We start from the raw sequence: 14113 nt of genomic DNA, 5'->3' as shown, positions 1-14113 counted from the left end.
TAATTCACTTACTTTAACTTACCGCGCCCTGTTTATTTGTAAATTAATTGAGGCGACAACTATCCTGACACAGGGGGGTTAACTTCATTTGGACAAAAACTTTAGATAAATCTATTTCACTATAAGAATACTCTCGATCTACACCCTTTAGCTTTCCTTTATCCTTAGGTGAGAAATATATAGAAGCTGTTGTTTGCCCGCCATTAACTATTTGCATATTCTCCAACTCAGTGACGACCGTTTGACCATCAACAATTTCGGTTTTAATACTTGTAGCTGTTACTGTTAGGCCATTATTATATGCAAAAAATCTTTCTGGCTCTGTTAAAAGCGACTTTCTCATTCCTTTGTTAGTACCAGCTCTAAAATCAAGAAATGTTCTTACGTTACTTTCTAGTAATCGTTGTCCAAACTCATCATATATATCACTTAATAAAGTTCCCGGCATAATACCTAAATATGTGCTTACACCATTTTCTAAATTATTAGCAGGCAATACTTTTAACTCTCCACCTAGAGCTTTAATATCAACAGTAAACTCTTCTGAGTCGGAATCTGAATATGAGAGCTCTTTTAATCGCTCAATATCCCAAATCTCTATCGAAGTTTCCTTGTCTAATATTTCACCAATTGATAGTTTTTTTACTCTGTCACTAAGCTTTTGATCTGTAAAAATAACTACTCTAATTTTGAGAGCATCTTCAATATAATGACTTATTTCTTGCGCAGCGTATCGGCCCGGATCTGTCACTTCCATACTTTCTATAAAGTCTTTATTTATACTCCCTTCGAAGAATTTTGTTACTTTCTTACTTATATCTTTAATTTGAGAGTTAATAAGCGTTTCTATGTAATCTTTTTCATTTGTAAAATTAACGATTATCCCACATATAGTTTTTTCTAAGGCGTTCCAACTATATCCATCTAATCGCATGCCTTTACGCGTATTCCGGTACGGACAATATTCGACATCATCCATTATACCCGCCTCAGAAAGCATTTCGCTCACATGCTCAAAAAAGCTTTCTTCTGGAAAAATAGAATTTTTATCGGCATCAATATTTGAAATGCTATACAACTCATTTTTATATTCTAAAATATCATCCATTTTTAATTACCTCCTCAACTGACTTTTTGCTTTCATATTCACGAATAGACGAAATCAGCAAGTCGTATTTAACATTAACTATGGAGCTGGGTATATCTATTGGTCTTAAACAAGGGAATGAATCTGTAACTTCATAGATAGTTTCAGATAATAATACGTTTTTATTATTCAATTGCTTTACCGTAGCTTTAGCATACATATCAGAAATTTTTTGAAAGAAAATAAGTTCACATGTAAATTCTTTACTTATGTAACATTTACACTTTTCATATAACTCCTCCAAAGATAGACCAACGTGATTATCTGAGGGATTTGCTACAATATGTAAGATATACAACTTTTCTGTTATCTGCTCTAATTGCTCTAAAGAGCTTATTGTTATTGAACGAGCATTACTTGAAAAAGTGGTTTTGACTTCAATCGCTAATTTATTAAACGTAAAATCCTGCTTTTTCCCTTCGGGGCCTACCCAAAACCTCATTGCATCTGATGGGCTGTAATTTTTTAAAACAAACTCAGCCAAAGTATACAACTCTCCCCATAAACCGATATATTCACTCTCTGATAAACCATTTCTTTGTGGCTGTAAAAAACTAGCCCAAGAATCGATTAGATCCAAGACTTTTTTAAATAGAACTCGACCTTTTAAACCGGAGCACTTATACGCAATGTCTTTAGTAACTATAATAAACTTACTTTTAAGATCGGGATCATTTGAAGTTAAGGTGCATACTAATCGACTTGCGTTATTCATATATTTAACGAAATCAATTTTGATACCAGCTAAATTTTCTGGTGGACTTATTTCAGTAGAGATATTGTCGTGAATAAAAAAAAGTATATGCCCATTAGTATCCATCGAAACCCATAGGCGTTCATCATCTAAATATAATCGGTGCCCTTCTGGATAGCATGGCTTATCTATACACTTCCAAGGATCATTACTAAAAAAATCATCATAACTACTCATCTGTGTACTCCTCAATGAAATTAATACTGAGGCGCTGTGCTATTTTATTTAATTGATAACTATATTTGGTATTTTTTACTAATTTCTTAAGTTCTTTTTGAGTCTTACCTTTTAAATGTTCAGGCCTAGGTATTGCGACTGTAAAACCCACCGTTGGCATTTTTCCGTGCCCTAACTTGTAAGAGTCTTTATCTTGCTCTAATTTATCAATTGCTACTGCAAAAAAATAAATAATTAAAGTTGGGTAATCTCTATCTGGTGATGCTATGTAGTCATAACTTACTGCATTATTCTTAATACTTTTGATTCGATCTCGTTCTTCTTCGGATAAAAATATTTTTTCATCATCACTATTACCTAGATTTACACTTGGTTTATAGAATGTATCGCCATTAGAGAGTAATAATCTCTTAGGCATATTTATATTTTCACCTAACAAGTCGTATGGTGTATTTATAAAATCAATTTCAGACTGGTCATCGATATTTTTTTCCCAAGTTGTATTACCAATATTTTTTTGATTAAAAATAGCAACTTTAAACTTAGGAATTGTATTATCTTTACTCATTTCTTTTAACTGATGTATCAGTGCTTTATTACCTACATCATCTTCAGGAAGATTTATATTATTTATAAAGTTAATTACATCATCATAGCCAACTTCTGAAAAAATCAATGAACTAGTTCTTGGATCTTTATACATCATGGGAACTTTGTTAAAAAATTTGCCATTCCGATCATCTGATAATTTTCTTAAAAAATCTTTTGTATACTTTAAATTAATGGAGTTTTGATTAATATCACTCTTAAACCTAAATCTCCTTAAAATTTGCCCCCACAAGTCTTGAGTTCTAACTTCCGAAACAGCGGATCCCATCTTATTCTTTGCTGTAACAATCATTGCGCCGGGATGCTCTCTTACCTTCAAACCAAAATCTCTTGGCGTGAAGGATCTATCTCGCATAATCCCTAATTCACTGTAGAGTTCTTCAATTGCTTCCGCTATGAACGAATACCAAGCTTCAGACTCCCTAGACATAAATACTCGGCAAAGGTCGTCATAATTAGGTCGATAACCAAACCATCTACACATTTGCATTAAAGTATCATAAGCTTTTGAATTTCTAGTAAAATAAGATATTGCTAAACCTTCTAAAGTAAGTCCTCGTGAAAGTTTATGCCCACCAATAACAATAACCTTTAACCCATTCTCTCTATTTGTAGAGTAATCCAAAACTTTATCATTCTTGCCATTCGACTGATTTATGGCCGATACTTTTATCTCGTCAAATGGAGTAACCAAGTATTTAAATACATCCGAATAGTTTTCTTTTATTTTAAATATTTCATAAAAAGTATCTTCTAAATCACTGAGCAACGGATTAGATCTAACACCTATCATTCCAAGCCCAGAGTAGGCTGTATATGCATTTTTCAATTCATCGAAATAATCCTGGATCAAAAGTTCAAGTTTATTCTGGTGATCTTTTAGATGTGAAACATTTACTAACATTGAGCTGTGTGCTTTATCATCCCCTCTAATAGCTCTGATAGCACAGACTAAACAAAAAGCCCGTACAGCTTTTCGCAAAGACTTGGGTATTTTTGTTATTACACTATCTTTTTTTAGTTCGTATAATGAATTATTAGCTTCTAACGGAATAATTGCCTTTGAAGAACCATCAAAGTAGTACTTCTGACCTAAATAATTATTTGGTGCGGGAATTTTTATCATAAAATCAGAGGGGAATAAGTCATCCTCATCTGAATATGTATTCTCATCTGGGTCTATGAATATATTTGCAAATGGGGTTGCTGTATAACCAACATAAGTGCTCTTGTTAAATAAAGATAATAAATTTCTAACACCTTCATTTGTACTTGTTATTTCTTCTCTGTGATGTTTAGTGTTAACCGTTGCATAATCGGCTTCATCATCAATCAATAAAAGTGGATTATCTAATTTTTTACCTTCTTTCACATCTAAGTAATGGTGGTCTCTAATCCATTCGTGAAGCCGTTTCATTACCCCAGAGTGCTTTTTTATTGTAAAAATAACAGGATCTGAACCACTTAAACTGAAACCAAGCTTATCTGCAAACGGTTTAGTAAAGTCACCAATTGTCGTAGTACCGGAATTAACATTATTTATCCCAAACTCCCCAACGCCAATAGGAGATGTTTTTCCCTTTTTTATATCGATTAAATGCTTGGATTCCCTACCAAGTACCCCCTCATCAACTCGTTCTTGAGTCTGTTGCCTTAGATCGTTTAGATGACCCCCAAGTAAAATAATTGTCTTATACCCACAATCTATCGCTTTATTTATTAGCCCAATATAATTTTGTGTTTTACCTGATTGAACATTACCCATTACCAGTCCTTTGCTAGCCCAAGGACCTTGCCTGCGAGGATCTCCAGAGCAATCAAGCACAGCATTAATTACATCTTCATTTGCTTTAATTGTAGCTTCGGATCGTGCTTGTTTCTTGAGCATTTTTTCATAAGCACTCCAATGACCCCATTCAATATCTTTTTTGGATGAATCAAACCATTTTTGAATCAGAGTATCTGATAATATAACTAGCTCTTCATCCACAGTAATTGTAAACACGTTGGATATATTAAAGATTAATGCCTTTATATCAGAGTCATTAAACTCAACCTTTGGCGCGTCTTCTTTAAGCTCAGCTAAAGTTCTTATTACATTTTTACTAACTAATTCAGGGGTAATATTAACTCCTGTGCTCCGGCTAGCTTTTAGCCTTTCTGAAATTGATAATACTAATTGATCAAAAAGATTATTATTCATTACTTGAGCCTTCAAATACTTTGTTCAAAATAGATTCTAATAAATAGTCCGTTACATTTTCTTGGACTATATCTTTAGGAGATTCTGACATTTTTTGGTAAATATGATTAAGAGGTAAATTTTCTGCAAGTTGGCCTAGATAATTAATAAATAGTGACTTTTGGCTTTTATCTAAATTGCCGAGTATTTCCATTAAAATTTCATTCTCGGGTGAAATCTGATAACTGATGACTTTGTTTGTTTCGTTTTCTTGAATATCCCAATATTTATTAGCTTGGTCTTGTTTTCCACGATAGGTATATACTCGCTTAGATCTTTTTATTGGATCTGAAAGAAACTTCCTTAGCTCTTTTTTAATTCTAGGAGGGAGCTGCAAACTTGCTTTTTTTACATCTGTTGACCATTCCTGATCTAAAGAAGAAGGTACATTTACCTCAACTCTTGCTAAAGCCCCTAATTGACTGGTTTTTGCCAAACCAAGCCATCCGCCTGCGTTAATTAATCTATTTTCACGATAAATATAAAGGCCTTGATTTTGTACAATTCCATTAGCCCCTCCTAACCTTTCAAGTGGCTTAGTCTCCATTCTTTTAAAGTGTGGTAGTACGTGAGTATTGATTTCAATATATCCACCTTTGCACCTTAGCTTTTCTGAGCGCCCTTCTTGATATCCTGGAGATTTTGTCATAAATGGATCTATTGGATGTAACCCTTTATTATTTATAAAGAAGTTACGCTTTTCTTTGCCTTCCATAAACTTGTGAAAATGCAAAGAAATATAAGAATCTAATTCACTTAATGCTGCAGCTAAAACAGTATCTGTATCCAATGAATGACTTGTTTTATTTAGACATGCTAATTTTTCCCAGACAATCTGAGTTCCCTGAATCATTTCTTTATTAAGCAATAATAGAGGATGTTGCAAAATTTCATTTTCATCCAAAATTTCTAAACACCAAGTATTTTCTTTCTCTATTTGGTCAATATCCCAAACAGCCGCACACATAGGATAACCTTGACGCTTAGAAAATACAGTTAGCCTTCTAGCTTGTGAAAAACTAGCTGTTTTCATACCAGAACCAAATCGCCCTAAGTCCCCTCTCAGTCTTTCATCACTAGGATCTTTACAGCCTATTTTCATATTATGAATTAATTCTTGTGGAGACATCCCGACTCCATCATCTAGAATGGATATATTAGGTTCAGCAAGGCTTGGTAATGAGTAAATACTTATATTGGACGCATTAGCTGTGAGGGAGTTATCAATAATATCTGATATTGCAGAAGGCATTGTGTAACCAATACGCATAAGTGTTTTAATATGTGACCTAGGATCTGGTGAGGCATCAGCAAAGTAGCTCATAGTCCCTCACTTAAAACGATTTTAACTTTGTCTAGTGCAATATTTTCTTTAATATCGAGACCATCAGAACCCGCACTAAATTCACATAAGTTAATTATAAATTTTTTTAAATTTATATCCGTTATATTGTTTAAATACATTTCAATTTGATGGTTCTCATCAAAAAATTCATCCAATGTATCGTTAAACCTTTCTTGTGAATATTCTGAGAATCTAGTGTTCACATACTCATAGATAGCGAGTTCTTCAGTATGAGAGATAACACCATCTTTACCACAAACACATGCTGCAATCTTAACAGCACAGTCAATTAACTTTATATCCATAAGCACACCATTAATAAACCAATAAAAATAAAGTTTTAAAAATATGATTTAGTGACTTTCACTTAAATATATAAGGATCGGAGGTTTATATGAACCAATCCATGGCTTTAAAACAATCAGTAAAATCTTGTCCCTAAAATAAATTTAGCATGAACCTTTGGGTAAAAGACAGTCCAAATGAGATAAATATTAATACATTTACATTAGATCTATAAACTTTTTGCAATCTACAAAAAAATTAAACATCCAACTACCAACACACTCCAATTCCCCGTGATCACACCTGAAACTTAGTTAATGATGAGTAATTTACAGCATGGATGCTGTAAAAAGCGTAGCTTGGCCATGGATGGCCTATCTACGCTGGTTACGTTCACATCATTAACGTAAGTTGAAGATACAGTATGATCCTCGGGTGCGCCGTGGGATTCCAAAGGGCGGTCGGCGGCAGCCGCCCTTTGGTTGCCATCGCCAACGCGATATAACCTCGAATAGAGGTTTTTAATCCTTTAAATCCACATCAAAACACCAATTTATGAGCGCGATATAAAATCGCACCTACACATTAATTACACCGAAATTTAAAAGCTTCGCTTTTCGCGCGAGCAAGCTCTGCGCCTACAACCCAAAAGCGCGAGATAAACTCCCGCCTACAGCAAAAACTACAAATTCTGTATTACACGTCATACCTTGGCTTTTCTTCTGCTACTAAATCCAGCCCAGCACTTGGCTGTTGATATTTAAAACCGCCTGCTTTTTCAAAACTGCCTTTCGCTACCCATAACTTTGCACTATTTGCCTGTGCAACCTGATACGCCCAATCGCTAACCGAAAGTGACTTATCTGAATCGCAATTAAAGTAATCACTGAGTTCATTTGTTAAATACTGGCTATTAATCACTAAATTTTGTTCTTGCCAACGTTCACGGTGAAGTTGCGCAGCTAAAAAGTCACTTTTACTGTTATTACAGGTGCTGTGTGCTGCCACAAAGTTATGACCTAGGTCATTTGCGTAGCGAGCAAACGGTATAAAGTGATCAACCTCGGTTTTACTGTTCAATGGTTTTTGGCAGTAAAAACAATTACCCTGCTGAAGCTCTATCAACACAGGCTTGGCCTTACTCAGTGCATTGCGATCGAAGCCAAATAAAAAGTCATGTAATTGGCTTTGTGGGCCAATTAAGGCTTGGTTATGCTTAATACTTTGAATTTTTTGCAGCCATGCGTTTTTTGCTAAATAAACAACTAGGTCGTAAAAACGCCTAAAGCAGCCTGCAATACCTTCATTTAAGGTAATGTATGATTGGCCTTTAATATGGGGATACAAGAAACACTCTTCTTTGCCATTTAATTTTTGTAATAGCCAAAGCGGGCCGTCTTTAATGGTTTTTAGTGTTGAACCGCATATATTATTCCAACCTTGGCTCTTTTTTAATTGGCTAATAGAATTAATATTATTTAATTTTGCATCATGAAGCGTAGTTATAATCTTGGCTTGTTTATTAGAGTTGGTATTTTGTAAAAGTAGTTGCTCTCTATTATTACCAATTGCACCAAATGGCGATGCTTGGTGCCAATATAAAGTAATAAATTTGTCGACTAATTCATCAAACTTTATTTGTAACTGTGCTTGCGGATCGGCGTGATGTTTTTCGATACTAATATCAGCCAGTGCATGTAAAAGTGCAAACTTATAAGTAGCGCTAAAATCACCTTCAACTAATAAGCGCTGAATATACGCAATAAAGTCGAGCTGTTGCTGCATTGCTCCAATCATAAAACGTGCACTACTTTTATAAGCGCATTTAGCCACACTTCACTTTCGCGCTCTGGGCGCTGATCAACGCTTTGCCATTGTTTAATAGCTTTTAACTGCGTATTGCTAAGTAAATGCGTTAAAGCAGTTTCGTTTAAATCGGTAAATTCACGACCATTGTGCACACGCTCTGTATCGCCATATTTAAACGATACATACAAAACACCATTCGGTTTAAGCGCATTTTGTAAATTTAAAAACACCTGCGGTAACTCAGCCTTTGGAACGTGTAATAAACTAGCGCAGCACCAAATACCATCGTATTGGTTTACACAATTTAGATCTTGGAATGTTTTAACCGCTACAGGTTGTTGTAAGTAACTGCTTGCCAACTCTGCCAGCTCTGGGCTTGCATCAAACGCACTCACAGTAAAACCCTGTGTTTTAAAAAATGCGGCATCACGCGCACTGCCACAACCGGCATCTAAAATACGCCCGTGTTGTGCAACGTGCGGTAAAAACTCAGCGTAAAGCGCCGACATATCAACGTTAAGTGTTGAGTCGCTAAAGGCTTTGGCATTTTGGTTGTAATAAGTAAGTGTGGTGTTTGACACGAGACTCACCGCTCCTTGGCTAATCGTTTAACAGCTAAGGCACTGTTAATACTGCATTCATTATTTGTTTAATCTACAGGAACAAGCGCATTAAATATAGGCTTAATAAGTAGAAATTTTCAAATTAATACGCCGTTGTTACTAAGTGCTGATGTTGAGCACTGAGCGCGATATAAAATCGCGCTTAGCATTTTTTGAGTTACGCTTTTAGTTATTACTTTTTTCTCAACCAAAAAAGGCTCGCGGGAACCGAAATCCACGCCTGCTTACCTAATGAATCAAGGTAAACCACTACTTCTTCTTTACTGCCTGGGCTGTAATATGGCGGCTGTTGTTCTTTTAGTTTTTCTTGCCCTGTGAGTATTTTGGCAAAGTGTTTACTTAGCTGCTGGAGCTTTTTTTTGTAATCGTTAGCTGGTTTTGAATCGCCATGTTTTACAAAAGCACTTAGCGCACGGCTTACTGTTGCGTGTAGCTCTTCACTGTCGGACTTAACCAATAGAGCGTCTAACTTGTCCCATTTTTTATTAATTATTAGGCAATTCATTAATAAAAAGCGATTACCTTGATTATCGTTTGGGTTTAGCTTTAGTAACTCTTCGAGTTCTGACTGCGCTTTTTGGGTATAGCCGTGCAGTGCGTGTATTTTTGCTCGATGCGCGCGAAGCATCATATAGGGGCGGGTTTCGTGCAAGCCCCAAAAGTGCCCTGTGTTGTCTTTAATAAATTGCTTTGTAATGTGCCCTTCCATCATTTCTAAAAGCATCTGCATTGGCTCAAGTGCTTTTAGTTCTGTGTCGGCAAGAACCAGTTCAAGTAGTTCATCAAGCTCATCTAATTCATTTGATTCTTCGTCTAAAAAGCTGTTGTTAAATTGTGCCTCATCGTCATCGCTTAAAGTTAGGTCGTTACTAAAGCGAAGCTCAAAAATAGCGTCGGCCATGTAATAAACATAATTACGTTTGTATTCTTGAGCATTGTATTGGGCAAATTCACCAAATACTTTTGCCGCTGCTTTTTCGCTAGTAAAAGCTTTTAAAACGCCACTTAGGCTATCAGCAGCCTGTTTTTGTAGTGCATTAAGTGCACGTTTATTTATGTGTTTAAGCGCCTGTAAAACCCCTTTACAGTAACTTGATAGGGGCATATTCGGCTTTAGCGAATCCCGGTAGTCTTGCTTGGATAGGCTGCATTTTGCTGGCATTTTTAATTCGTTTTGAATTACTTTATCCATGCTTTGGTTATACAGTGCCATTAAGCTTTCGAGATATTTTAGCTCGCTCTCTTTTTGAAGGTTAATATCTCCAAATAAATCAGGCTGCCATTCACTCGGGGTGAGCATTAGGGGTAATGCGCCTAACCCCATTAAATAACCTTGTATAAAATAGTAATTTGGTTTTTTAGTACTTAATTCACTGAGTTTTATAACATTGTTGCGTATTTTAGTTGGCGACATAATGTGACCTGCTATGTATAAATTTATAATTAGTGTACCCGTAGATAAGGTTACCAACAATATGACTGTTAAATTCACACAATAAATACAATTTTAGATTAGGTGACCAATAACTATACCTAGGTTACTTTATCCTCAAATACATTTTTACGAGCTATTTACATATTCACACAAACCCGCGCCGCTAAAACATAAAAGCTGGTTTATACTGTTGTAATAATGAGCAAAAATAATAACTATGAGGCGCAATGAATAAAATAATAACCATATTTTTATGTGTGCTGTTTACCGCTCAAATAAATGCATTTGCTTGTGACAGGACCTTTAGCGTTGCTTCGCACGATGCCTTTTGGCCGCCGTATGTAATAGGCATGAGTAATGTATTTAAAGGTACTGAAGTTAGACATGGCCGAATAGATTTGGGTTGGGCTGGTAGCTATACCGAAAAACGTGCTAAATACGCTCACTATACTGTTAGCTATCGTACTGAGGTTATGCGTTTATACGAAAACAAAAACAATACGCATGTAGTTAAAAGTTTGGCTGATATTTTTGACCAAGGTTTAACCATAGGCGCTAACTTTGGAAGCTACTACGGCGAAGAGTTTGAGCAATATAAAACAACACATAAAAAACAAATTGAATACACCAGTGCAACCAGTAAACGCTTTGAAATGCTTAATAAACAACGTATTGATTTTGCTATTGAAGACGAGTTAGTGGGTGCTTATTTTGCCAAAGAAAACTCGAACATAAAATTAGTCACCAACATTGAGTATGTAAATAAAGACGATATTTATTTAATGTTTAGCAAAAAAACGGTGTCAATTAATGAACTTAAAATAATTAATAAGCACATAAAAAATAACGAAGCAGCGCTCAAAGCAATTTTCGAATAGCAGTTATTGGAGCGTGATGAACGCTTTATTATTGGCATTATTTACTTAACCAATGCAGTGTTTTTTGCTTGTTTTTATTAGCGCAAACGCTTGGTTATAAATTAGCTGCCTTTTATCTTTCATTCGTTGTGGCTGATCTGTATAATTCGCCAGCTAATTTACCCTATTGTCTGGTTCTTGTTTGTGGCGTGTTGCTGCAGCGTACTCCTGTCAGTACTAATCTAGGATTACCCTTTTTGATCTCCACCGCAAATATTACGATGCAGTTTGGCGCAGAGCCGTTGTTTGAAAACATTTCAGCTAAATTTGGTAACGGTAACCGTTACGGTTTAATTGGCGCTAACGGCTGCGGCAAGTCGACTTTCATGAAAATTTTAAGCGGTGCGCTTGTTCCAAGTGCGGGTAATGTATCTATTACTCCAGGGTTAAAAGTAGGTAACCTAAGCCAAGACCAGTTTGCTTTTGAAGAGTTTAGCGTAGTTGATGCCGTAATTATGGGCGACGTAGAGCTTTGGAAAGTAAAACAAGAACGCGAGCGTATTTACTCTTTGCCAGAAATGAGCGAAGACGACGGTATGAAAGTAGCCGATCTTGAAAGCGTATTTGCTGAAATGGACGGTTACACAGCAGAAAGCCGTGCAGAAGAAATTTTGCTTGAAGCGGGTATCGATAAAGAATTTCATTACGGGTTAATGGCAAACGTAGCACCAGGTTGGAAACTACGCGTGCTTTTAGCACAGGCGTTGTTTGCAAACCCTGACATATTGCTACTCGATGAGCCTACCAATAACTTGGATATTCATACAATTACGTGGCTTGCTAACGAGCTAAATAAACGTAGATGTACGATGATAATTATTTCGCATGACCGTCACTTTTTAAACTCGGTATGTACGCATATGGCCGACATTGATTACGGCGAGCTTCGTATTTACCCTGGTAACTATGAGAAGTTTTTAGACGCTGCGGGCCTACAACGCGAGCAACTTTTAGCTGAAAACGCTAAAAAGAGCGCTGAAATTGATGAACTACAAGACTTTGTTAACCGTTTTGGTGCTAACGCATCTAAAGCTAAACAAGCTAGTTCGCGCGCTAAAAAAATGGATAAAATTAAGCTTGATGAAGTTAAATCTTCAAGCCGTATGAGCCCATCGCTTTCGTTTGACGAAGGTAAAAAAATGTATCGTCAAGCGCTTGAAGTTAACAAGATTGGCCATGGTTTTGATGGCGAAATGTTATTTACTGGCGGTGATTTATTACTTGAAGCTGGTGCTAAGCTTGCTGTTATCGGCGAAAACGGCGTAGGTAAAACAACCTTTTTACGCTGTTTAGTAGATGAGCTTAAAAGTAATGAAGGCGAAATTAAATGGTCTGAAAATGCGACCTTTGGTTATTGCCCGCAAGACAGCACTAAAGATTTTGAAAACGATTTAACGTTGTTTGATTGGATGTCGCAATGGCGTACAGCTAAGCATAACGATTTGATGGTTCGTGGCATGTTAGGCCGTTTGTTGTTTACAGCAGACGATTCAAACAAAAAAGCACGTAACTGTTCTGGTGGTGAAAAAAACCGCCTGTTATTTGGTAAGTTAATGATGCAAGACGTTAACGTGCTTGTTATGGACGAACCAACAAACCACATGGATATGGAAGCCATTGAAGCGCTTAACAATGCGCTTAAAGACTTTGAAGGTACGCTTATTTTTGTAAGCCATGACCGTGAGTTTGTATCGTCATTAGCGACGCGTATTATTGATATTAAAGATAAAAAAGTAGTCGACTTCCAAGGTACGTTTGACGAATACCTTGCAAGTTGTGAAGAGAAAAAAGCGTAAACGCTTTTTTAATTGCTTGTAAAAACGGTGCTAAATTTAGCGCCGTTTTTTATGTGTGATTAAGTAATTAGAAGCTGCGCTTCTCGCGTGAGCAAGCTCTACGCCTACCACAAAATTTAACACTGAGGTTTGATTTAACCTGTAGACGCGCTGCTTGCAGGCGTTTAAAAACGCAGCTTTTACAAGATTTTTAAAACACACATACATTAACTCCTACTTCTATATACAAAGTAATTAGAAGCTGCGCTTCTCGCGTGAGCAAGCTCTACGCCTACCGCCAAATTTAACACTGAGGTTTGATTTAACCTGTAGAATACCCTTTTTTATCTATATTTATAAAAACCAATAAATTAAAACCTTTATGCATTCTTCTAAAAAATTATTAATTGGGCGCCACTCCTCTAAAAATAAATTTTACTCTGTAACAATATGCACAAAACAAAGAATTCCGTTATTTAAGAACTTTGAAAATGCATGTATTGCGGCAAGAGGCTTGGTTTATATGCAAAATAAGGTGGATACAATTTGTTATACCTTAATGCCAGATAATCTTCATTGGTTATTTCAATTGAAAGATTTACCGCTTGCTGATGTTATGAAGCAGTATAAAAGTATTACCACTGTGAAAATAAATAAGCTCAATTGCACCACAGGGCCAGTTTGGCAACAAAACTATTTTGAGCACCAGCTGAGAGCAGAAGATGATTTAATTAATCAAGCACGCTATATCGTTTCAAATCCGTTACGCGCTGGGCTTGTAAATGATGTTGGTGAATATCCATTTTGGGATTGTGTTTATCTTTGTGATGGTGAGCTTAAGTAATTAGAAGCTACGCTTCTCGCGTGAGCAAGCTCTACGCCTACCACAAAATTTAACACTGAGGTTTGATTTAACTTGTAGATACCATCTCTCATTTTAAGCTTCAAGGTCGTATTTAACTTTCTTGGAGCTTAAACGCTTCTTGGTTTTTTAT

Annotated in this window: 11 protein-coding genes; 3 read left to right on the top strand and 8 right to left on the bottom strand. The window is 36.1% G+C overall.

Translation table 11 applies throughout. The features are described from left to right. Positions 1–43 precede the first annotated feature (43 nt). The 8 genes from I6F53_RS19025 to I6F53_RS18990 form a co-directional block, all read right to left on the bottom strand. A complete protein-coding gene (locus I6F53_RS19025; protein ID WP_197240799.1) occupies positions 44–1108 on the bottom strand; it encodes an AIPR family protein in 1065 nt (354 codons plus the stop codon). Then, entirely contained in the window at positions 1101–2078 is a 978-nt protein-coding gene (locus I6F53_RS19020; protein ID WP_197119830.1) for a PD-(D/E)XK motif protein, read from the bottom strand. Before I6F53_RS19020 ends, I6F53_RS19025 begins: the two co-directional genes overlap by 8 nt. Further along, on the bottom strand, positions 2071–4890 hold the full coding sequence (locus I6F53_RS19015) for a Z1 domain-containing protein (protein WP_197240798.1): 2820 nt from the start codon (positions 4888–4890) through the stop codon (positions 2071–2073). Before I6F53_RS19015 ends, I6F53_RS19020 begins: the two co-directional genes overlap by 8 nt. Next, positions 4883–6253, bottom strand: a complete 1371-nt coding sequence (locus I6F53_RS19010) for an ATP-binding protein (protein WP_197180443.1) — start codon at positions 6251–6253, stop codon at positions 4883–4885. Before I6F53_RS19010 ends, I6F53_RS19015 begins: the two co-directional genes overlap by 8 nt. Then, positions 6250–6579: a hypothetical protein gene (locus tag I6F53_RS19005; protein WP_197119051.1), complete on the bottom strand. Its 330-nt coding sequence runs from the start codon at positions 6577–6579 to the stop codon at positions 6250–6252. The genes I6F53_RS19010 and I6F53_RS19005 overlap by 4 nt, the downstream gene beginning before the upstream one ends. 676 nt (positions 6580–7255) lie before the next feature. Beyond that, complete coding sequence (locus I6F53_RS19000; RefSeq protein WP_197240800.1) at positions 7256–8356, bottom strand: HNH endonuclease; 1101 nt, start codon at positions 8354–8356, stop codon at positions 7256–7258. Next, on the bottom strand, positions 8353–8949 hold the full coding sequence (locus I6F53_RS18995) for a class I SAM-dependent methyltransferase (protein WP_197240797.1): 597 nt from the start codon (positions 8947–8949) through the stop codon (positions 8353–8355). The genes I6F53_RS19000 and I6F53_RS18995 overlap by 4 nt, the downstream gene beginning before the upstream one ends. Before the next feature lie 214 nt (positions 8950–9163). Continuing rightward, a complete protein-coding gene (locus tag I6F53_RS18990) occupies positions 9164–10405 on the bottom strand; it encodes a UPF0149 family protein (protein ID WP_197240796.1) in 1242 nt (413 codons plus the stop codon). A 248-nt stretch (positions 10406–10653) separates the two neighbouring features. Between I6F53_RS18990 and I6F53_RS18985 the strand changes: the two genes are divergently transcribed. The 3 genes from I6F53_RS18985 (at position 10654) to I6F53_RS18975 (ending at position 13962) form a co-directional block, all read left to right on the top strand. After that, positions 10654–11304 (top strand): substrate-binding periplasmic protein, encoded by a 651-nt coding sequence (locus I6F53_RS18985; protein WP_197240795.1) that lies wholly within the window; start codon positions 10654–10656, stop codon positions 11302–11304. A gap of 236 nt (positions 11305–11540) precedes the next feature. Further along, a complete protein-coding gene (locus tag I6F53_RS18980; protein ID WP_197180451.1) occupies positions 11541–13139 on the top strand; it encodes an ABC-F family ATPase in 1599 nt (532 codons plus the stop codon). A 361-nt stretch (positions 13140–13500) separates the two neighbouring features. After that, positions 13501–13962 (top strand): REP-associated tyrosine transposase, encoded by a 462-nt coding sequence (locus I6F53_RS18975; RefSeq protein WP_197240794.1) that lies wholly within the window; start codon positions 13501–13503, stop codon positions 13960–13962. Positions 13963–14113: the final 151 nt, after the last annotated feature.

Source organism: Pseudoalteromonas sp. SWN29, from assembly GCF_015864465.1.
Taxonomy (GTDB): domain Bacteria; phylum Pseudomonadota; class Gammaproteobacteria; order Enterobacterales; family Alteromonadaceae; genus Pseudoalteromonas.
The sequence above is the reverse complement of the archived record's forward strand: the minus strand, read 5'-3'. Positions and strand labels throughout refer to the sequence as shown.

Excerpts from the sequence above, each read along its gene's own strand:
- I6F53_RS19010 (WP_197180443.1), bottom strand. The coding sequence starts at position 6,253 with ATGAGCTACTTTGCTGATGCCTCACCAGATCCTAGGTCACATATTAAA.
- I6F53_RS19020 (WP_197119830.1), bottom strand. The coding sequence starts at position 2,078 with ATGAGTAGTTATGATGATTTTTTTAGTAATGATCCTTGGAAGTGTATA.
- I6F53_RS18975 (WP_197240794.1), top strand. The coding sequence starts at position 13,501 with ATGCATTCTTCTAAAAAATTATTAATTGGGCGCCACTCCTCTAAAAAT.
- I6F53_RS19000 (WP_197240800.1), bottom strand. The coding sequence starts at position 8,356 with ATGATTGGAGCAATGCAGCAACAGCTCGACTTTATTGCGTATATTCAG.
- I6F53_RS18985 (WP_197240795.1), top strand. The coding sequence starts at position 10,654 with ATGAATAAAATAATAACCATATTTTTATGTGTGCTGTTTACCGCTCAA.
- I6F53_RS18990 (WP_197240796.1), bottom strand. The coding sequence starts at position 10,405 with ATGTCGCCAACTAAAATACGCAACAATGTTATAAAACTCAGTGAATTA.
- I6F53_RS19015 (WP_197240798.1), bottom strand. The coding sequence starts at position 4,890 with ATGAATAATAATCTTTTTGATCAATTAGTATTATCAATTTCAGAAAGG.
- I6F53_RS19025 (WP_197240799.1), bottom strand. The coding sequence starts at position 1,108 with ATGGATGATATTTTAGAATATAAAAATGAGTTGTATAGCATTTCAAAT.
- I6F53_RS19005 (WP_197119051.1), bottom strand. The coding sequence starts at position 6,579 with ATGGATATAAAGTTAATTGACTGTGCTGTTAAGATTGCAGCATGTGTT.